This window comes from Xanthomonas sp. NCPPB 1638, from assembly GCF_041475635.2.
In the GTDB taxonomy this organism is placed as follows: domain Bacteria; phylum Pseudomonadota; class Gammaproteobacteria; order Xanthomonadales; family Xanthomonadaceae; genus Xanthomonas; species Xanthomonas cucurbitae.
In genome coordinates this window covers 155,847-175,350 of sequence record NZ_CM192984.1, presented here as the reverse complement: position 1 = coordinate 175,350, position 19,504 = coordinate 155,847, and the positions used below count along the sequence as shown (strand labels likewise).

Genomic DNA, 19,504 nt, shown 5'->3' with positions numbered 1-19,504 from the left:
CCTCATCCGCCCCTACGGGGCACCTTCTCCCGGAGGGAGAAGCGAACAACACACCTCCCGCGCAATCACCGCAGCCTGCTCGCGCAGTTCCGGCACCGCCAGGCTCTCCCACAGCGAGCCGATGCGCAGGCTGCCGATCACCCGCAACCGTGGGTTGGCCTGGCCATCGGCATCGATCAGGCTGCCATCGGCGGCAGTGTCCACGCCGATGCCATGCGGTCCGGCCACCGCGATGCCCTGCCCCAACAATTGCTGCAGCAGGGGGTTGCGCATCGCCTGCACGCGCATTTCCACGCCGGTGGCGTTGACCAGCGTCTGCACGTCCAGCTGCAGCGCGTGCCCGGCCCTGGCGGCCCCGGCACTCACGCGCACGCAGGCACCCACCTGGAACGCCACATCCAGCCGGGCCCGGTGCAGCTGCAGTTGCCCGCGCGCCTGCATCGCCTGCAGCTGCGCATGCACCGGCGCGGCAATGCGATGGCGGTGCACGTCCCAGTAGCGCACCACATGGCGCAGGAAGCGGCGCTGGTCGTCCAGCGACAGCGTCTGCCACAGCGCCTGGCTCAGCGGGCGGACCCGTTCCATCACGCCTTGCCACGGCCGACCCTGCGCCAGCGCGTCCCGCGCCTGCTGGCGCAGGCAGCGCAGGCGCGCGCGCAGCGGCATGCCCAGCAGCGGTTGCGGATCGAAATCGGCGCTGCCGCCATGCACGTGCGGCAACGGCAGCAAGCCATGCCGCGAGACCACATGCACCGCGCCACGATGCGCCTGCGCCGCCAGCGTCACCACGGTATCGGCCATGCTCAGGCCGGAGCCAACGATGCACACCACCGCCTCGGGCGGCAGCGCGGCCACCGTCTCGGTCTCCCAGGCTTCCACGCGCTGCGTTGCCGACAGGCCGGTGGCGCCACGCACCGGCAGCGGCCGCAGCGCATTGCCCACCGCCAGCACCACCGCATCGGCGTGCAGCGTGTGCCCGTCGTCCAGTTGCAACTGCGCACCCTGCGCCGTGGGTTGCAGCCGTTGCGCGCGTGCGCTGCGCACGCGCAGGCTGGCCGGGCTGGCGGCAACGGCAGCCTGCAGGCGCTGCCGCAGGTACGGTGCGTAATGCCGCCGCCCTACGAACTGCAGCGCCAGCTGCGCATCGTCCAGCTCCGGGTAACACGCCTGCTCGCGCAGGTAGGCAACGAAATCCTGCGGTGCATCGACCAGCGCACTCATGCGCGCCGCCGGCACGTTGAGCAGGTGTTCGGGGCGTGCGGTGGAATACGCCACGCCCTCGCCCAGCACCGCATGCGGCTCGATCAGCTCAATCCGCACCGGCGTGCGTGCCTGCCGCAGCAGCTGCAGCGCCACCAGCACGCCGGCGGCGCCACCACCGACGATGGCGATCACTGCTTCGCCGGATTCACGCAGTTCAGTCATGCGCACAGTGTAGGCGATGGCGGCACCGGTCCCGGGCGCCTGTCGATTCCATCACCCCGGCACCACGCGACAGCTGCAACGCCAGCGACTCACATCAACGCATCGGCCAGCCGCGCGATGCCTTCACGGCTGCGGCGCCAGGCCGGGCGGCGGCGCCACTGCTCCAACTCCAGCGGGCGCGCATTGGCCAGATAGTCCTGCTCGATCTGGCGCAGCCGCTGCACCAGGCCACGGTCGTAGCAGAGCATGCCGATCTCGGCATTGAGCGCGAACGAGCGGATATCCAGGTTGATCGAGCCTACCAGCGCGATGTCCTCGTCCATGCTCAGGTGCTTGGCATGCAGGAAATGCGGGCGGTACAGCGCAATCTTCACCCCGCAGCGCAGCAGCTCGTCGAAGTAAGCCTCCTGCGCCCAGGCCGCCAGCCGCTGGTTATTGCGCTCCGAGAGGATCAGCTGCACCTCCACGCCCGATACCGCAGCGATGCGCAACGCGCTGAGCAAGGCCTCGTCCGGCACGAAATAGGGCGTGACCAGCACCACCTTGCGCCGTGCCAGGTGGATCACCGCATTGATCGCATCACGCGCGTTCTCGAACGGATACGCCGGCCCGCTGGGCAACAGTTGGGTGGCGATATTGGCCTCGCATACCGGTGCATCCGGCCACACATCCAGGCGCTGCCCGGTTTCGGTGAACCAGTCGCTGGCGAACACCGCCTCCAGGTGATTGACCACCGGCCCGCGCACGCGCGCGACCAGTTCGCGGTTGGGCGCGTCGTGGATGAAGCCGGCTTCGGCCAGGTTCTGCGACCCGACGAAGCCCACCTGATTGTCGATCACCGCGATCTTGCGGTGGTTGCGCAGGTCCATGCGCCCGCTGCGGCGCCAGCGCAGGCCACCGGGCAACACCGCCAGCACCTCGATGCCGCCAGCTAGCAGGCGTTTGCGGTAACGCCGCAGGCCGCGCTTGGCGCCCACCGCGTCCAGCAGCACGCGGCAGCGCACGCCGCGCGCCTGCGCACGTTCCAGCGCTGCCACCACCGCATCGCCCACGGCATCGTCGAACATCAGGTAGTACAGCAGATGCACGCGTTTTTCGGCCGCATCGATCGCCGCGATCAAGGCCTGCAGCGAGTGTGCGTAGTCGTCGAGCAGGTCCACCGCATTGCCCAGCGTGGGCATGAAGTCGCCCTGCCGCTCGATCAACGGCACCACTTCGGCACTGCTGGTGTCGGTCGGCGGCTGCCAGCGCAATGCATGCAATGGCAGTTGTTGTTCGCGGATCACCTGCGAAGCGGTGGCCTGGCGCTCCACGCGCAGGCGCGACAGCCACGGGTGGCCGAACAGCAGGTACAGCGGCAGGCCCACCACCGGCACGAAGCCGATCAGCAACAGCCAGCTGCGCGCCGCCCCGGGCGTGGTGCGGGCGGGAATCCACAGCAGCGCGGCCAGGCGGATCACCCAGTCCAGCGCCAACAGCCAGGTCCCGGACACCCAATCGGGCAGCATCGGCGCTCCATCGTCATGAGGAAACCGATTCTGACCCGGCCGGGCGTAAAGGCAAAGATGCCTCGGCATCCGGCACGCCGCAATGGCCGCCGAACGCATCGGCCGGTTGCACGCGCTCGGTGCAGACCTGCCACGCCAACGCCCGGGGCATCGCTGACCGGGACAGGCGCACCTGTGTGCGGCCGCGTTGATACGCCCAGCCAGCGTGCAACCATCTCAAACGCAAACACCCGCCTTGCGGCGGGTGTTTGTTGAAGCGCAGATCCAGCGATCAGCCGATCACTTGATCTTGCCTTCCTTGTACATCACGTGCTTACGCACGACCGGGTCGTACTTCATCATTTCCATCTTCCCCGGAGTGTTCTTCTTGTTTTTGTCCGTGGTGTAGAAGTGGCCGGTAGCGGCCGAGGAAATCATACGGATCTTGTCACGCTTGCCTTTTGCCATGACTGCTTACTCCTCAGACCTTTTCGCCGCGCGCGCGCAGCTCTTTCAGAACGGCATCGATCCCGTTCTTGTCGATGGTGCGCAACGCATGCGCGGAAACACGAAGCTTGACCCAGCGGTTTTCGCTGGCGACCCAGAAGCGACGCTCGTGCAGGTTGGGCAGGAAGCGACGACGGGTTCTGTTGTTGGCGTGGGAGACGTTGTTACCCGTCTGCACACGCTTGCCGGACACTTGGCATACGCGGGACATTACGCACCTCGATAAATGAATAGCCACCCATAGCCTGGGAAGCGGCGGCCCCGACAGCGCCAGGGCTGCCACGCAACGTTGGGAATCAATCACTTACGCTGGAAAAGCCGGCAACCCCGTTGCGCTGGGTGCCGCCATCCGGAGCGATCCGGGCACAGCGAGCCGCGCATTATGCGTGGCAATTGCTTGTGCTGCAAGCACTTAGAGCGGCCGAGGCTTGACCGGCCGCGCCTTGCTCTCGGCGATAAACGCGCGCACCTGCTGCTCCAGCACCGGCAGCGTGACCGAGCCCTGGCGCAGCACCACATCGTGGAAGGCCTTGATGTCGAAGCGATCGCCCAGCGCCTTCTCGGCTTCGGCGCGCAGCTTGACGATGCTGATCTCGCCCAGCTTATAGCTCAGCGCCTGGCCGGGCCAGGAGATGTAGCGGTCCACTTCGGTAGTGACTTCGTGCTCGCTGAGCGCGGTGCGATCACGCAGATACGCCAGCGCCTGTTCGCGGGTCCAGCCGTCGTGGTGCACGCCGGTATCGATCACCAGCCGGCAGGCGCGCCACATTTCGTAGGTGAGCCGGCCGAACTCTTCGTACGGGGTCTCGTAGATGCCCATCTCCTGGCCGAGCTTCTCTGTGTACAGCGCCCAGCCTTCGCCATAGGCAGAGATATAGTTCTCGCGGCGGAACGCCGGCTGCTCGCCCTGCTCCAGCGCCAGCGAGCCCTGTAGCGAATGGCCGGGCGAGGACTCGTGCAAGGTCAGCGCCGGCAGGTTGTACAGCGGCCGCGACGGCAGGTTGTAGGTGTTGACCCAGTAGGTCGTCGCGCCACCGCGGCCGGCGGTCCAGAACGGGGCGATGTCGTCGGGCACCGGCTTGATGGTGAAGCGCCCGCGCGGCAGCGTTCCGATGAACTTGCCCACCTGCCCGTCCACGCGCTTGGAAATCCACGCGGCGCGATCGAGCAACTCCTGCGGGGTCTTGACGTAGAACTGCGGGTCGGTGCGCAGGAAGGTCAGGAACTGCGCGAACGTGCCCTTGAAACCCACCTGTTTGATGATCGCGTTCATCTGGGCCTGGATGCGCGCCACCTCGTCCAGGCCGATCTGGTGGATCTGTTCGGGCGTCAATTCCAGCGTGGTGTATTCGCGGATCTGCTGGCGATAGAACGCCTTGCCATCGGGCAGCGCTTCGGCGGCCAGGGTGGTGCGCGCCCTGGGCATGTAGTCGTTGCGAAAGAAGGTCAGCAGCCTGGCGTAGGCCGGCAAGACTGCGCCACTCAATGTGGCCTTGGCCTGCGCGCGCAGCTGCGCCTGCTCGGCGGCGGGAATCTGCGCCGGCAGCTGCTTGAACGGTGCATAGAACGGCGATGCGGTGGGGTCCTTGACCTCGGCCACGCTGGCGATGGAGACATCGCGCCCGGCCAGCACTGCGCGCGGCACGCTGAAGCCGCGCGCCAGGCCGTTGCGCATGTTGGCGATCTGCTGGTCGAAGTAACGCGGCACATCGTTCAAGCGTGCGATGTAGGCGCGGTACTCGGCCGCGCTGCGCATCGGCCGCTGCGCCATGAAGCCGAGGTTGGACCAGAACGAACTATCCGAATTGAACGGCATCTCGTAGGCGCGCAGGCGCACTTCGGCGGCCAGGTTCTCCACTTGTGGGCGGTAGATGGCAAAGTTGATCTGGTTGGCCGGCGAGAGCTGCCTGGGGTCGATGCCGTCGAGCTGCTTGAGCACGCCGTCCCACACCGCCAGGCGCGCCTGTTGCGCAGCCGGGCCGACGTCGGGCAGATGGGTATTGTCGCCGGTGGTATCGGTGTCTTCATCGGCCTGGCCGGTCTCGGCCTGCCGCCACGCCCATTCTTTTTCGTAGATCGCACGGAAGCGCGCATCGGCGGGTGCTTCGGCGCTCAGCGTGGCCGGAGCCGGCGGCGTGGCAGCCTGGGTCGTGGCGGCGAGCGAGCTGCCCAACAGGGCGAGCGCGAGGGCGGTAGCGAGCGGAGAGGTCACGTGCGGAAAGCCTGATCTGGAGCGAACGCCCGATCATCGCAGCTCACGCGTGAGCAGCCATGGGCCGGAAGTCCCAACGTGGGCGATGGATGGAGTGTCGGCGACGGCCCCCATCCGCCCTGCGGGCACCTTCCCCCGCAGGCGGGGGAAGGGACCTGGCAAGTTGTCGAGAGCGGTGCTTGCCCCCTCTCCCGCCTGCGGGTAAGGGCAGCTGAAGACCGCCACGCTCAGCCCTTGCGCACCACCAGATGCCGCTCGCCATCCACGCCGGGCACCTGCAATCGGCGACGGCCCCCATCCGCCCTGCGGGCACCTTCCCCTGCAGGCGGGGGGAGGAGTTGCCGGGCTTGTCGAGAGCGGTGCTTGCTCCCTCTCCCGCCTGCGGGTAAGGGCAGCTGAAGACCGCCACGCTCAGCCCTTGCGCACCATCAGATGCCGCTCGCCATCCACGCCGGGCACCTGCAATCGGCGACGGCCCCCATCCGCCCTGCGGGCACCTTTCCCTGCAGGCGGGGGAAGGGACCTGGCGGGTTGTCGAGAGCCGTGCTTGCCCCCTCTCCCGCCTGCGGGAGAGGGTTGGGGTGAGGGCAGCTGAAGACCGACCCGCTCAGCCCTTGCGCACCACCACCAGATGCCGCTCGCCCTCCAGGCCGGGCACCTGTAATGGGTGCACCTCGCGCATTGTCCAGCCGTCGGGCAATGCGGCAATTTCCTCGTGCGGGTACACGCCCTTCATCGCCAGCAGGCTGCCGCCGGGGCGCAGCAGGTGGCCGCCGACGGCGATGATGCCGGCCAGGGTGTCCAGCGCGCGCGCGGTGAGGTGGTCGTAGGTGGCCGGCTCGTCCAGGGCTTCGGCGCGCGATTCGGCCACGCGGGCGTTGCGCAGTTCCAGGTGACGCAAGGCCTCGCGCATGAAGCGCGCCTTCTTGCCGTTGCTTTCCACCAGCGTCACCTGCAGCTGCGGGCGGGTGATCGCCAACGGGATGCCGGGCAGGCCCGGCCCGGTGCCCAGGTCGGCCAGGGTGCCGCTGACGATGTAGGACTGCATGGCTAGCGAATCGAGCAGATGGCGGGTGACCATCTCGCGCGGGTCGCGCACGGCGGTGAGGTTGTAGGTCTTGTTCCAGCGCACCAGCAGGGCCAGGTAACGCAGCAGCGGAGCGGCAAATGCCGCATCCAGGGATTGGGCCTGCAGGCCGCGTTCGAGCGCGGCGGAAACATCGGGGGCGAGTGCGGCATCGTTCATGGCGCGATTATCGCAGCTGGGCAGGCGGGCAGGCGCGCGCCGTGGATGGCAATGCGGCCACGCATGACATGGTTGCTGCGGCAAGGCATTCGCCCACCGCGCAACTGCCGGGCTGTGGCACGGCGCGCGCTGCTGAACGCCGCCGCAGCGCAGAGGCCACAGGTGTCACAGGTGACACCAAACCGACACGTCACCGATGCAGCATGCTCGCGTCCGCTAGCCTGCCTGCCGTTGTCCATGCCCCTGATCGACCCGCCTTCCGCCCTACGCTCCCCTGATTCCGACCCCACCAACGCGGCGCTGGATCGCAGCCGTCGGCGCCTGCTCATCGCCGGCGCGAGTCTGGCGGGCGCGGGGCTGCTCAGTCCGTTTGCACGCGCCAGCGGCAATGCCGACCCCTTTACGCTGGGCGTGGCCGCCGGCGACCCGCTGGCCGATGGCTTCGTCCTCTGGACGCGGCTGGCCCCGCGCCCGCTGGACCCGGACGGCCGCGGCGGGCTGCATGCCGCAGTGCCGGTGCGCTGGCAGGTGGCCAGCGACCCGGGCATGCGCCGCATCGTGCGCCAGGGCGAGACCGTCGCCAGCCCGGTGTGGGGCCACGCGGTGCACGTGGAGCTCACTGGGCTGGCCGCCGATCGTCCGTACTGGTATTGCTTCCAGGCGCTGGGCGCGCGCAGCCCGATCGGCAGCGCGCGCACCTTGCCGGCAGCGCATCAGCTGCCGGAGACGGCGCGCTTCGGCTTCGTGTCCTGCTCGCACTGGGAACTGGGGTATTTCAGTGCCTACCGCCACCTGGCCGCCGAGCAGCCGGATCTGGTGTTCTTCCTGGGCGACTACATCTACGAATACAGCTACCACGGCGAGGCGGCGAACAAGGTCGTGCGCCCGCACGGCAGCGGTGAATGCCTGGACCTGGCCGGCTACCGCAACCGCTATGCGCTCTACCGCACCGACCCGGACCTGCAGGCGCTGCATGCCGGCAGTGCCTGCGTGGCGACCTGGGACGACCACGAGGTGCAGAACGACTACGCCAACCGCTGGTCGCAGGATCCAGCGATTCCGGTGGACACCTTCCTGGCCCGGCGCGCTGCCGCCTACCGCGCCTTCTACGAACATTTCCCGCTGCGCGCGCGGCACCGCCCGCAGGGCGCGGACATGCGCATCTACCGCTCGCTGGATTACGGCCAGCTGGCGCGCTTCTACGTGCTGGATGGCCGGCAGTACCGCAGCGAACAACCCTGCCCACAGGCCAATGGCTGGCGCGGTGGCCATGTGGTGGACGACAGCTGCCGCGAACGCACCGACCCGCGCCGCACGATGCTCGGCCAGGAACAGGAACGCTGGCTGCATGCCGGCTTTGCGCAGTCGCCTGCGCGCTGGAACGTGATTGCGCAGGATCTGCTGGTGGCACCGATGCGGCAAACCGGCCGCGATGGCGTACTCGGGCACTGGACCGATGGCTGGGACGGTTACCCGGCCACGCGCACCCGCATGCTCGATGCGATGGCGACAACCCGCTTGCGCAACCCGGTGTTCTGGGGCGGCGACATCCATTCGTACTGGGTCACCGACCTGAAGGCCGATCCGGCCGACGACGCCTCACCGACGCTGGCCACCGAATTCGTCGGCACCTCGATCACCTCCGACGGGCAGAGCAATACCGAACTGCACCAGACCATGGCCCTCAACCCGCATGTGCATTACGTGGATGGCGAAACCCGTGGCTATGTCTCGGTGACGCTGACGGCGGGCCAGATGGAAACGCGCCTGCAGGGCATTTCCGACCGGCGCGACCGCAACGCGACGGTGTCGACCAGCAAACGCTTCCTGGTCGAGGACGGCAGGCCGGGCGCGGTGGAAGCGTAATTGACTGGCGGCACACGTTCAGCACGTCCGGCAAGGGCAGCGGACCGAGCTGGACCAGGGCGTGAGGGTCGGCACCTGTGTCGATGGCGCGCCGCTTCACGCGGCGGTGTGCGGGTAGAACGCCAGCGCGGCGCGGCAGTCCGGTGCCGCCCACCATTCGTGCAACTGCCAGTGCGCCGCCTGGCCCAGCGCCGGGTCGCACCACTGCAACTGCAGTGCGCCATCGACCGCCAATGCGTACGCCAGCCGATGCAGCCCGAACGACAGCCCATGCCCGTGCGCCTTGAGCAAGGCCTCCTTGGCGCACCACAGGCGAAAGAACAACGCCTGCTGGGCGTCCGGCGCCAGGTGACGCAGCAATGCGAGTTCGTCGGGGTGGAAGAAGCGCTGCGCGATGTCCAGCAGGCGCGGCCGCGCGCGGATCCGTTCCAGGTCCACGCCCAGCTGCACGCCCTGCCCCAATCCCACCAACAGATGCTCGCCGCTGTGGCTCCAACCGGTGTCCCAACCCGGCAAGGCCGGCTGCAGGGTCGGGCGCCCGCGCGCATCGCGCAGCACGGGCACCTGCGTCGGATCCAGGCCAAGCGCGTGACCGAGCAGTTGCCGCGCCTGCGGCTCGCCTCGCTCGCCCTGGCGGTGCGGTCGCAGCCACAGCTGCACCGGGCCGTGCTGCCAGGTCGGCAGCATCGTCACCTGGCGCCGACCAAACCGAACGCACGGCCATCGCCTTCGGCGCGCTCGACGGCTGCTTCACAGCCGGCTGCGTCCAATGGCGCCCATGCACCGCGTCCGGTGCGAACGAACGAGGAGAGCGGCACCATGGGCATCATCATCTGGTTGATCATCGGCGGCATCGTGGGTTGGCTGGCCAGCCTCATCATGCGGCGCGATGCGCAGCAGGGCATCATTCTCAATGTGGTGGTCGGCATCGTCGGCGCGATGATCGCCGGCTGGTTGTTCGGCGGCGGCATCAACCAGGCCATCACGCTGATGACCTTCGTCTGGTCGCTGGTGGGTGCGGTGCTCCTGCTGGCCATCGTCAACCTGTTCACGCGCGGCCGGGTGCGCTGAGGCGACTGCACCACGCGTGCTGTACGCAACGCCCGGGCCTGCCCGGGCGTTGTGGTTTCAGCGCAGCCCTTCAATCGTGCGCCGCTATGCGATCGGCCGGATGGTTCACGCCATCTTCCACCGGCACCGCAATGCTCAACGCATACGGGTTGACCCCGTCCAGGCAGCCGACGTTGTAGCCGAATTCGTCGGGATTGGAGCGGCGCCGATGATGGGTGTAGATCCCGCACACGCCGCAGAAATAATGCGCGGCGGTCTGCGTGTTGAACTGATACAGGCGCAACACGTCCTGGCCCTGCAACACGTGCAGGCCATCGAGCGTGACCGAGGCGACCACCGCGCCGCGTCGGCGGCACATCGAGCAATCGCAGCGGCGTGGATCCAGCAGGCCGTGCGGCAGGTCCAGATCGATCTGCACCGCACCGCAGTGGCAGCTCAGCCGGTGCACCGGTCCCAGCGTGACCTCGCCGATCTTGTGGGTGCTGCGACGCAGATGCCGTTCGCTCATGCACCGGACTCCGCCAGCCGCACCCACGCCGGTGCGTGGTCGCTGGGGCGCTCCCAGGTGCGTGGTTCGCGATCGATGCCCGATTCCAGCGCACGCGTGCGCAGCGCCTCCGACACCAGGGTCAAATCGATCCGCAACCCCAGGTTGCGGCGAAAGCCGGCCTGGCGGTAATCCCACCAGCTGAACTGCCCGGCGTCTTCGTGATGCAGCCGGAATGCATCGTGCAACCCCAGCGCCAGCAGTTGTTCCAGGACAGCGCGCTCGGCGCTGGAGGTCAGGATATGGTGTTCGTTCCACACCGCCGGGTCATGCACGTCGCGCGCATCCGGGGCGATGTTGAAGTCGCCCAGCACCACCAGCTGCGGATACCGCTGCAGCTCCTGCGCAATCCACTCCCGCGCGGCCTGCAGCCAGCGCAGCTTGTAGGCGTATTTCTCGGTGCCCACGTCCTGGCCGTTGACCACGTAGAGATTGATGATGCGCACGCCATCGACGGTGGCGGCGATGACGCGTTGCTGCACATCGTCGAAGCCGGGGATGCCCATCTGCACCTCCAGCGCCGGCGAGCGTGACACGATCGCCACGCCGTTGTAGGTCTTCTGCCCGCAGAACACGCTGCGGTAGCCGAGCGCAGCCAGTGTCGCATCCGGAAACTTGTGGTCTTCCAGCTTGGTTTCCTGGATGCCCACCACGTCCGGCGCGAAGTCGGTGAGCCACTGTTGCAGGTGTGGCAGGCGCACGTTGAGCGAGTTGACGTTCCAGGAGGCAATCTTCATGGCGGAGGCCGTGGTTCAAACCGCCATGGTACCGCGCCACCCTGCCCCCCCTCAGCGCTGGGCGGCGATGCGCACCCCGAGCTGGTTGGCCACCGGGCGTTCGCGCCCCGGAATGCCGGTGTGGATGGGGCGATTGAGCGTGCGTACGCGCCCGTCCACGCGCGCGGCCAGGGTGCTGGAACCGCCACCGTCGAGATTGATCGCCGCCACTGCGCCGAGCTGTTCCAGGACCGCCGTCAGCGCGTCCAGCGTGATGCCGGCGCTGTAGCCGGGTTGGCGGCCGTCGGCCACCACCATCCACAGCGTCTTGCCGGTGCGGTCCAGGGCCAGCGCACTGCGTGGCTCCGGGCCGTCGTAGTAGGCGGCGCGGCTGGCTTCGCGTGGCTGGCGCTGGCCGTCGAGCAGCAGCAGCGGGCCGGCACCGACGCCCAGGCGCGTGTCCTGCGCGCAGCTGCCACGCACGATACGCGCGATGTTGTGCGTGCTCACGCAGAAGGCGGCATTGACACGCGCATCGGTGGTGGCGGCAGCCGAGTCGAGATGACCATTGTCGATCGCCAGCCCTTCGGCGGTGACGCCCTGCCCTGCCACCGGCACGAAGGCCTGGTCGAACAGATGGCCGCCGTCGAAGGGCAAAAAGTAGTCGGCATTGATCGCCAGCGCCAATCCGGCATCGCGCACGAACGTGGTGGTGGGCGTGGCGAGAAATTCGCCATCGCCACGGCGTTGGCCGGGCGTGCCCACCAGCTGCAGACCCGGCGTGCTCAGGTCGATCCGGGCGATATGCAGCATCACCGGCGCAGCGCCGGCAATGGCCTGCCGCCAGTAGCGCACGCCCGGTGCCAGGGTGACCGGCGCAGCCGGCGCCGGCACCGCTTGCACTAACGGCTCGATGACCACGCGCGCACGCGCGTTGGCGCGATCCAGGGCCGCCAGCACCGCCTCGATGCGCGCCGGCGGCGTGCGCAACAGCAGCTGCTGCGCAGGCGCACGCTGCAGCACCTGCGCCAGGTCGGCGCAGCGCGCGCCGTTGCAGGGCTGTGCATCGATGCCAACGCGGGCCGGGCCATCGGCATCGTCGGGCACCTGCAAGGCGATGCGATTGTGCTCGGCCGGTTTGCAGGTGCTCACGGCCGCCAGCACGTCGTCAGGCCAGCGGCCCCAGCAATCGCCGCTGACAAGGGTCTGCATCGGCGTGAACGGCGCCGCCGCTGTTGGCGCCGTCACTTGCTCGGCGCTTGCAGCCGCGGTGGAGACGAGCATCAGCAGGAGCAGCCGCGCCGCGCTGCGGCGGCGATCAGAACGCATAGTCCACTCCCAGGTAATAGGCACGGCCGTTGTCCAGTTGCTCGCGCATCAGTTGCTGGTCGGCACCGATCACGCGGGTCAGCCGCGCATTGCTCACGTTACGGCCCTGCATGGTGAGGCGCAGTTGCTTGTTGAAGCGCCACGCCAGCTGCGCGTCGTAGCTGGTGATGGCGTCGTAGTAGCGGTCGTTGACACGGTTGTCGGTAGCAGCGGAGAGCAATTGCAGACCGGTGTAGTTGGCGCTGAGGCGCGCACTGAACGGGCCGATGTCGTACAGCAGCGAGGCATTGGCGCTGCGCTTGGGCGATTCCATCAGGCCGGGCAGTGCTCGCAGGCTGCCATCGCTCATCTGCACCTGGGCGGTGCGCGGGTCCAGCAGGGTGAGGTTGGCCATCGCACCCAGGTGCGACCAGGCGCCAGGCAGGAAGTCGAAGCGCGTGTCGATGGCGGTGAATTCCACACCCTGCACGGTAGCCGCGCCGGTATTGATCGCCTGGGTGGTGGTGACCTCGTAGGTGCCCACCAGCCCGCCGGGATCGCGTTCGGTATCGGTGCTGGTCAAGCGCACGATCTCGTTGTCGATGCGCTTGTGGAACAGCGCCACCGACAGCTGCGAGTCCTGATCCGGGTACCACTCCAGCGACAGGTCCAGATTGTCCGACCGACGCGGGCGCAGCTGCGGATTGGCGATGCTGCGGTTGATGGTCAACCCGGTGGTGTCCACCACCGGGCTGCTGTTCTGGCCGATATCGCCGTAGGTGGGCAGGCCAACCGTGCGGCTGCCGGCCAGGCGCAGTTTCAAGGCAGGAGTGATATCCCAGCCAAGGTTGGCCGATGGCAACAGAAAGCGGCGGTCGCTGTCGTCGGATTGCTGCACGTAGTTGGTGGTGCTGCTCAGTGGTTGCGGTACCGCGCTGCGCACCTGCCGCTGCAGGTATTCGTTGCGCAGGCCCAGCGTGGCCTGGGTGCGCTCGCCATGCCAGGTGCCCATCACGTAGGCCGCGCCGCTGCGTTCGTCGATACGGAAATCGCTGATGGCGCTGTTACGCGCATTGGTGGTGGCCAACACGTAGGCGCCCGGCGATGCGGCAGCGAACGCGGCAACCCGTGCCGGGTCCACCAACAGCAGGCAGCTGAAATCGGCATACGGGCAGATGCGTGCGTCGTCGGTGCCCACCGTGGCCAGGCTCACCCGGCCAGCCGGATTCAGGCGTGTTTCGTCCAGGTTGTAGCGCTGCTGCAGGTCGCGATAGTGCAGCCCGGCGCGCAGCCCCCAGCCCTGCGCGTCGGCGTCGGCATTCTGGCTGTAGTCGACGTTGAAGGTGGTGGTATCGGTGCTGCTGTTCTCCACACGCGTCAGGAAGTAGGACTGCAGATAGTTGGCCGGGTTGGCGTAGTAACCGGGGTCGACCAGGGTGATGGTCGGGCGTGTGTCCTCGCCCAGTGCATAGCCGAATCCCAGCCGTGTGGATGCGGCTGCGGTGAAGACATCTTCGCGCGTGTCCTGCCGATAGCTCCCGTTGGCACGGTTGAGCAGCACATCGACATGGCCGTCCTGGTTGAGGCGGAAGCTGCCGCCCAGTTGTGCGTAACGCAGCGTGCGGGTCTGGTCGAAGCGGTTGGCGTCGGTCTGCGCACTGCCCTGCGCATAGCGGCCGTCGTCGGCGTCGGCCAGCTGTGCATTGCCGACCCGGTTGATCCATTGCGAGCGGCGTTGTTCGTCGTTGCTGTGCTCGAACCAGCCGGCGCTCAAGGCCAGTTTCATCACCTGCCCATCGTCGTATTCCAGCTTGCCGAACACGCTGCGGCGCTGGCGTAGATTGTCGTAGCTGAGCGGGCGAAACCGGTCCGGGGCGATCGCCATGCCGTCGGTGTCCAGGCCCGGGGTCAGGTTCTGGCGAACGCCGTTGGCGTAGTAGCTGTAGCTGTCGATGGCGGTGTTCAACGACGACGAATCGCGGCGGAAGTAGTCGGCCGACAGCACCACCCCGAAGCGGTTGTCCGGGCCGAAGGTGTCGCTGAAAGTGCCCTGCACCTGGCCCGATGGCGTACTGCCCTGCAGATGCCGGCGGTTTTCCCAATCGGCCACGTTCGCCCGCACGCTGGCGAAGGGACCATCGTGATCGAACGCGCTGCGCGTGCGCAGCGAGGCGATGCCGCCGATGGCATTACTGTCCATGTCGGCATTGAAGGTCTTGTAGATGTCCACCTGCTGCGCGAGCGAGGCGGGGATAACATCCAGCGACTGCACGCGCCGGCTGGTTTCGGTGGACGGCAGCGCCACGCCGTCGATCAGCACCGTGTTGTAGTCGGGGTTGAAGCCACGCAGGCTCATGAACTGTGCTTCACCCCGCCCGTTGTTGACCACCATCGATACGCCCGGCACGCGCTGCAGCGCCTCGCCCAGGCCGAAGTCCGGGATCGAGCCGATATCGTCGGCAGCCACGCCATCGGACACCACTGCCGCCTCGCGCTTGGCGCCGATGGCCTGGCGGATCGACAGGTGCTGGCCGGACACCTGCACCGCATCCAGCTGCACCGGAGTGTCGCCTGGGGGACCGCTCGGGCCAGGGCCAGGCCCTGTGGCATGGGCGCTCAGACTGATACCGACGCCGAGCGCCAGCAGACAGAAGCGAGGAGACGGGCGGGTGCGGAAACGGGCCATGGGCTGGACGGCGAGAGGTGAGAAGGCTAATTTAATAACACACTGTGAATTAATTATTGCAATCTTCAGCTGCGTAAGCTTGACGATCCCGTCGTGCACCTCCCCGTTCAGCCATGCCGTCCACCGCTACCTTCGCCTTGCCGCCCCGTGCACCCGCCCCTCCCGATCTGAGCCTCAACGAGCGCGACATGCTCGAGCGCCTGCGGCTGCATGGGGTGCTGACCCGCGCCGACCTGAGCCGCGGCACCGGGCTGACGGTGCAGACCGCCGTGCGCCTGATCGACGGCCTGCACGCGCGTGGCATGGTGCAGATGGGCAGCAGCGTGGTGCGGGCCGGACGCGGCAAGCCAGGCGTGGCGGTGTCGTTGAACCCCGGGCATGGCCACACGCTGGGCATCTCCATCGCCACCGATGCGCTGAACCTGGCGCTGGTGGATTTTTCCGGCGCGGTGCTGGCGCTCAGCGAGACCGCACTGACCGATACCACCTTGCACGGTGTGCTGGCGCAATTGCAGGCCGCCGACGCCGCGCTGCTGGCGCGTGTCGACGCGGCAGGCCCACGCCTGGGTGTCGGGGTGGCCGTGAGCGGGTTCTTCACCGGCGTGGATGCCTTCATCAACCCGCCCGAGCCACTGCGTGCGCTCGGCCAGATCGCGCTCTGTCCGTGGCTGGCCGACGCACTTGCGCAGCCGGTGTGGATGGACAACGACGGCAGCGTGGCCGCGGCCGGCGAAGCCATGCTGGGGCTGGGCCGGACCTACCGCGACTTCGCCTACCTCTACCTTAGCTACGGCTTCGGCGGTGGCCTGGTCGTCGATGGCCAGGTGATGCGCGGTGCGCGCGGCAATGCGGGTGAATTCGCCGGCATGCTGCCCGCGCAAAAACTCGAGCGCGCCACGCTGGAACTGCTGCGCGAACTCCTGGCCGAGGACGGGATCGTCCTAGCGGACGTGCGTGCACTGCTGGCCGCCTACGACCCGACATGGCCGGCGATCGAGCGCTGGATCGCGCGCAGCGCGCCAGGGGTGTCCTTGATCGTTTCGGCGATCACCGCCGTCTGCGACCCGGAAGCGATCGTCTTCGGCGGGCGCCTGCCAAGGGATCTGGCGCAACGGCTGATCGCTGCGGTGCAGATCGACAACCAGCCGCGTCGCGGCCAAGGCCGCCCGCTGCCGGCGCTACTGCCCGCCGAAGCACCGGCCAATGCGTGCGCGATCGGCGCGGCCACCTTGCCGTTGAAAGCGCTGTATTTCCGATAAGCCCGGCGCTGCTCAGCCAGCACCGCCGTGTGCACGGCAGCAATATCCGAACAACTCCACTGCCAAACTGCGCGCTTGTTGCTGCTGTTGTGGAGGCAGCGACTCCACTATTTCATCTTCGGCCTCCAGCGGTGCCGCCAGATCCGGCGTCCGGGTCGGTGGCTGACGCGAAGCCAGCCGCCAGGCGGCCGCATAGACCGGGTCGGGCGCATGCAGCAGCGGTGACTCCACCACCTGCGCCAGGGTCTCGATGGCATCGCGGTCGCCCGACAGCGCGAGCAACTCCAGGTCTTTCACCAGAGCGTCTACTTCGCGCTCATCGGCGGACGACAACCTCGCCTGCGTCCCGGCGGGCGCCTCGGCGACGGCGCGCTGCATCACTTGCGCTGCGCGTTGCGCCAACAGATACCGCTTGGCGTCCGTGTCGCCCTGCGCGGCGGCCGTACGCAACATCGCCTCGATCTGCAATGGCGTGCCTGCCGTGCACCCATCCCGCCCCGGTTGCATGGCTGTGGCCACCACCCCTCGGGCGATCTGCGCGGCCTGCTCTTGCTGACGTTCGCGGCAGGCCAGTTGTTGTATCGCCGCATCGAACAACCGCTGCGGCACGGTGTGCGACGTCCGTGGCGAGGACGCCGCCGACGTCTGCGTGGGTGTGGCCTTGCCCCTCTGCGATGGAGACGACTGCGGCACGGGCGACGAGCAAGCGCTGCACGCCACCAGCATGATCGTTGCAATCACTCCAGCGCCTGATCTGTGCGGGGAGTGATCCCGCACGCGCATCGGTTGTGCATCCCTTGGCATCTGTTCTGCCGGTTACCGCAGCGCGGCTTCCAACGCAACATGATCGACGCTCAGCGGGTTGGCCTGACGCAGTTGGGCCAACGTCGTTGCAGCCGCCTGGTCACGCAGTTGCACGTCGATCTGCCCCGCTGCACTGTCCAAGGTGGCTGGTCGCCGCGCATCGAGACGAATCAGGTGGTATCCCTCCGGGCCGCGCACCGGCGCAGAGACCTCCCCCTCGCCCAATCCCTGCACTGGCGCGACGAAGGCATCGGCAAGGTTGCGCTGGAAGATGGGCGATAGCTCGCCGCCTTCGGCGGCCGTGCTGCCATCATCGGACTCGCGCATGGCCAGTTCCGCGAATGGCACGCCAGCGTCCAGCTGCTGCTTGAGGTGCTGCGCCCGTGCCAGTGCCTGTGCATCGTTCAACGGTGTGCCACCTCGCGCATCACCCTGTGGTTGCAGGGCCACGAACAGATGCCGCAGATGCACCTCGTCATAATCATGCGGGTGCGCATCGAACTGCGCCTTGATCTGTGCGGCATCGATCTTGGCAGTATCACGTGCACGGGTCTGTACTGCTTTGGTCAGGATGGCATCGGTGGCCTGACGAATGCGCGCTGCCACCACAGGATCGTCCTGGAGATGCTCACGCTGGGCTTCTTGCACCAGTAACAGACGATCGGCAAATTCCCGCACGAACGCAGGATCGGCAGCGGTGGCAGGGTTGATTTCCTTGGGCAGATCGGCCAGCGCAAGCGCACGATATTCCTGCGCGTTGAGCGATTGCGGACCGATCTGCATGACCGTGCCGGAGGTCGTGATGGCCGCAGCATCTGCACGCAGACACGCTGTGTAAATGAGCGCCACCGCAAGTGCACTCAGGGCAAGACGAATGGAAGACACGTAGCGAAACTCCCTTGGATAGAACCGACGGCGGCAAACGCCACCGTCGGGGCGCCGGCCGAGCGGGCCGACGCCGATCGGATCAGACGATGCAATCAGTCGTGCTTGCCGCGCGCGCGCAGATACGCCATGGCCGTCTTCGGATCGTCAGTGGTAATCAGCCCGAAGGCTTCCTGCCGGACGATGAAGTCGAGGTCTCCGCGGTTATCAGCCGTGTCGCGACCGCCGGCATAGGAAAAATACAGATCCGACAAGGCGTAACAGCAGGCACCACTGTTCTGATAGAACTTGCCGGGCGACGGGCCGTCCGGAATGGCCTGGAACACGCCCACGCGATAGTCACGCTCGTGAATGAAGTCGGCATCGCTCTGCAACAAGCCGCCGAGTTGCTTGACGTTGATTTCCATCGTCTGCCTACCGGTATCCATCCACGCCCCGATGGTCTGGCGCACATTGATCTTGCCAAGCATGTTGGTGGTGAATACCGGGATGCCCACCATCCCGTTACCGTCTGCGCGATAGGCGTCACGGCTGGCGTAGAGCGTTGCTTTGACTTTGGCGGCGACATAGCTGCCGGCGAGTTCGCCGAACGCACCGTTAGCGGCGTTGCGCACTGCCCGCACCGTTGCCGCGTCCTTGATGTCGAAGACCATCGGCGTGCGCAGGTTGTGTTGCTTGTAATAGGCGAACAGCTCATCGACGCGCGGCACGTGATAGCCGGTTGTGGCGCGGCGGTCGGGAGTCAGCAAGAACAACTGGCTGACCTGGGACCAAGGTGTGACCAGGATCGACGGATTGACACCCTGGTTGGTGATCGGGTCGTATTTGACGCCCGGATGCTGCTGCCACACCGTCGTGGTACGGCCGAGGTTGTAGTCGTGCAACAGCACAGGCACGCCATCGCTGGTGAGCTTAACGTCCAGTTCGACGCCGTCCATGCACTGGTCATTGGCGACCTGCAACGAACCACGCGAGTTTTCGGGCATGTCGGCAATGCCCGCATACTTTCCCCATAAACCACGGTGGGCGAGAACAACCGTATTTGAGCCGCCGTTGAACAGGATGGCACGCATCTTGGCGTCCGCAGAGTCACTGCAGGAAGCCATTGCCCATTGCGGTAACGCCGCCAGGGCGACAAGCGCACCCATAAGCCGGCATGCGCGTGCAAGCGGATGAATCACAGATGAGGCAGTCATTTTGATGATCCGAAGAAGGAGAGAAATGCGAGAAGGCGAGTGCACCGATGCGTCGACGCTATCGATGCAATTGCCAGAAGCGCCAGTATCGGTGTCACGGCGACGGGGTGAGTCAAGCCATCCGTGATCGGCGGCGGCTTGTCAGGAAATTTAGTCACGCGCAGTGACTTAATTGTTACACCGCCCGAGCACCGCCCGAATTGCCGGTGCGTTTAGCGAAGCCCACAGCGCGCGGGCAGCGCGATATCCATGGTGTCCACGCGCCGCAATCCAACCCCACGCAATGCCA

General features: G+C 67.2%; 17 protein-coding genes. 3 read left to right on the top strand and 14 right to left on the bottom strand.

Annotation, left to right across the window (positions count from 1 at the left end):
• Positions 1 to 12 precede the first annotated feature (12 nt).
• The 6 genes from ACCQ13_RS00745 to rsmG all read right to left on the bottom strand — a co-directional run bounded on the left by ACCQ13_RS00745 (position 13) and on the right by rsmG (position 6,877).
• The gene (locus ACCQ13_RS00745; protein WP_104603445.1) at positions 13 to 1,425 is read right to left on the bottom strand and encodes an FAD/NAD(P)-binding protein; all 1,413 of its coding nucleotides are present in this window, start codon (positions 1,423 to 1,425) and stop codon (positions 13 to 15) included.
• A gap of 89 nt (positions 1,426 to 1,514) precedes the next feature.
• Complete coding sequence (gene cls, locus ACCQ13_RS00740; RefSeq protein ID WP_104603446.1) at positions 1,515 to 2,933, bottom strand: cardiolipin synthase; 1,419 nt, start codon at positions 2,931 to 2,933, stop codon at positions 1,515 to 1,517.
• A gap of 279 nt (positions 2,934 to 3,212) precedes the next feature.
• Complete coding sequence (gene rpmG, locus ACCQ13_RS00735) at positions 3,213 to 3,380, bottom strand: 50S ribosomal protein L33 (RefSeq protein ID WP_002809462.1); 168 nt, start codon at positions 3,378 to 3,380, stop codon at positions 3,213 to 3,215.
• 13 nt (positions 3,381 to 3,393) lie between these two features.
• Complete coding sequence (gene rpmB, locus ACCQ13_RS00730) at positions 3,394 to 3,630, bottom strand: 50S ribosomal protein L28 (protein WP_002809459.1); 237 nt, start codon at positions 3,628 to 3,630, stop codon at positions 3,394 to 3,396.
• Positions 3,631 to 3,831: 201 nt separating this feature from the next.
• Positions 3,832 to 5,631: a DUF885 domain-containing protein gene (locus ACCQ13_RS00725; RefSeq protein WP_104603447.1), complete on the bottom strand. Its 1,800-nt coding sequence runs from the start codon at positions 5,629 to 5,631 to the stop codon at positions 3,832 to 3,834.
• 607 nt (positions 5,632 to 6,238) lie between these two features.
• Positions 6,239 to 6,877: a 16S rRNA (guanine(527)-N(7))-methyltransferase RsmG gene (rsmG, locus tag ACCQ13_RS00720; protein ID WP_104603448.1), complete on the bottom strand. Its 639-nt coding sequence runs from the start codon at positions 6,875 to 6,877 to the stop codon at positions 6,239 to 6,241.
• A gap of 237 nt (positions 6,878 to 7,114) precedes the next feature.
• Here rsmG and ACCQ13_RS00715 point away from each other — a divergent pair, with 237 nt between their 5' ends.
• Positions 7,115 to 8,743 carry an alkaline phosphatase D family protein gene (locus ACCQ13_RS00715; protein WP_104603449.1) on the top strand — a complete coding sequence of 543 codons (1,629 nt, stop codon included), beginning with the start codon at positions 7,115 to 7,117 and terminating at the stop codon, positions 8,741 to 8,743.
• Positions 8,744 to 8,839: 96 nt separating this feature from the next.
• On the opposite strand, the gene ACCQ13_RS00710 is transcribed toward ACCQ13_RS00715, so the two are convergent.
• Complete coding sequence (locus ACCQ13_RS00710) at positions 8,840 to 9,430, bottom strand: 4'-phosphopantetheinyl transferase family protein (protein ID WP_372372328.1); 591 nt, start codon at positions 9,428 to 9,430, stop codon at positions 8,840 to 8,842.
• 132 nt (positions 9,431 to 9,562) lie between these two features.
• On the opposite strand from ACCQ13_RS00710, the gene ACCQ13_RS00705 reads away from it, so the two are divergent.
• A complete protein-coding gene (locus ACCQ13_RS00705; RefSeq protein WP_104603451.1) occupies positions 9,563 to 9,814 on the top strand; it encodes a GlsB/YeaQ/YmgE family stress response membrane protein in 252 nt (83 codons plus the stop codon).
• A gap of 70 nt (positions 9,815 to 9,884) precedes the next feature.
• On the opposite strand, the gene ACCQ13_RS00700 is transcribed toward ACCQ13_RS00705, so the two are convergent.
• The 4 genes from ACCQ13_RS00700 to ACCQ13_RS00685 are packed head-to-tail and all read right to left on the bottom strand — an operon-like array spanning position 9,885 to position 15,071.
• Positions 9,885 to 10,322, bottom strand: a complete 438-nt coding sequence (locus ACCQ13_RS00700) for a GFA family protein (protein ID WP_104603452.1) — start codon at positions 10,320 to 10,322, stop codon at positions 9,885 to 9,887.
• The gene (xth, locus tag ACCQ13_RS00695; protein ID WP_159406443.1) at positions 10,319 to 11,098 is read right to left on the bottom strand and encodes an exodeoxyribonuclease III; all 780 of its coding nucleotides are present in this window, start codon (positions 11,096 to 11,098) and stop codon (positions 10,319 to 10,321) included. The genes ACCQ13_RS00700 and xth overlap by 4 nt, the downstream gene beginning before the upstream one ends.
• A gap of 51 nt (positions 11,099 to 11,149) precedes the next feature.
• Positions 11,150 to 12,406: a phosphodiester glycosidase family protein gene (locus tag ACCQ13_RS00690; RefSeq protein WP_159406442.1), complete on the bottom strand. Its 1,257-nt coding sequence runs from the start codon at positions 12,404 to 12,406 to the stop codon at positions 11,150 to 11,152.
• Positions 12,396 to 15,071, bottom strand: coding sequence for a TonB-dependent receptor (locus ACCQ13_RS00685; protein WP_159406441.1), 2,676 nt, complete (start codon positions 15,069 to 15,071; stop codon positions 12,396 to 12,398). Before ACCQ13_RS00685 ends, ACCQ13_RS00690 begins: the two co-directional genes overlap by 11 nt.
• Positions 15,072 to 15,184: 113 nt before the next feature.
• Between ACCQ13_RS00685 and ACCQ13_RS00680 the strand changes: the two genes are divergently transcribed.
• Positions 15,185 to 16,330, top strand: a complete 1,146-nt coding sequence (locus ACCQ13_RS00680) for an ROK family transcriptional regulator (RefSeq protein ID WP_104603456.1) — start codon at positions 15,185 to 15,187, stop codon at positions 16,328 to 16,330.
• Between the two features lie 12 nt (positions 16,331 to 16,342).
• Here ACCQ13_RS00680 and ACCQ13_RS00675 read toward each other — a convergent pair whose 3' ends face one another.
• From ACCQ13_RS00675 to ACCQ13_RS00665, 3 genes are all read right to left on the bottom strand, one after another.
• Positions 16,343 to 17,056, bottom strand: a complete 714-nt coding sequence (locus tag ACCQ13_RS00675) for a hypothetical protein (RefSeq protein WP_372372441.1) — start codon at positions 17,054 to 17,056, stop codon at positions 16,343 to 16,345.
• Positions 17,057 to 17,146: 90 nt separating this feature from the next.
• A complete protein-coding gene (locus ACCQ13_RS00670; RefSeq protein ID WP_223214379.1) occupies positions 17,147 to 18,019 on the bottom strand; it encodes a peptidylprolyl isomerase in 873 nt (290 codons plus the stop codon).
• A 95-nt stretch (positions 18,020 to 18,114) separates the two neighbouring features.
• A complete protein-coding gene (locus ACCQ13_RS00665) occupies positions 18,115 to 19,125 on the bottom strand; it encodes a glycerophosphodiester phosphodiesterase family protein (protein WP_208800560.1) in 1,011 nt (336 codons plus the stop codon).
• Between the last annotated feature and the right edge of the window lie 379 nt (positions 19,126 to 19,504).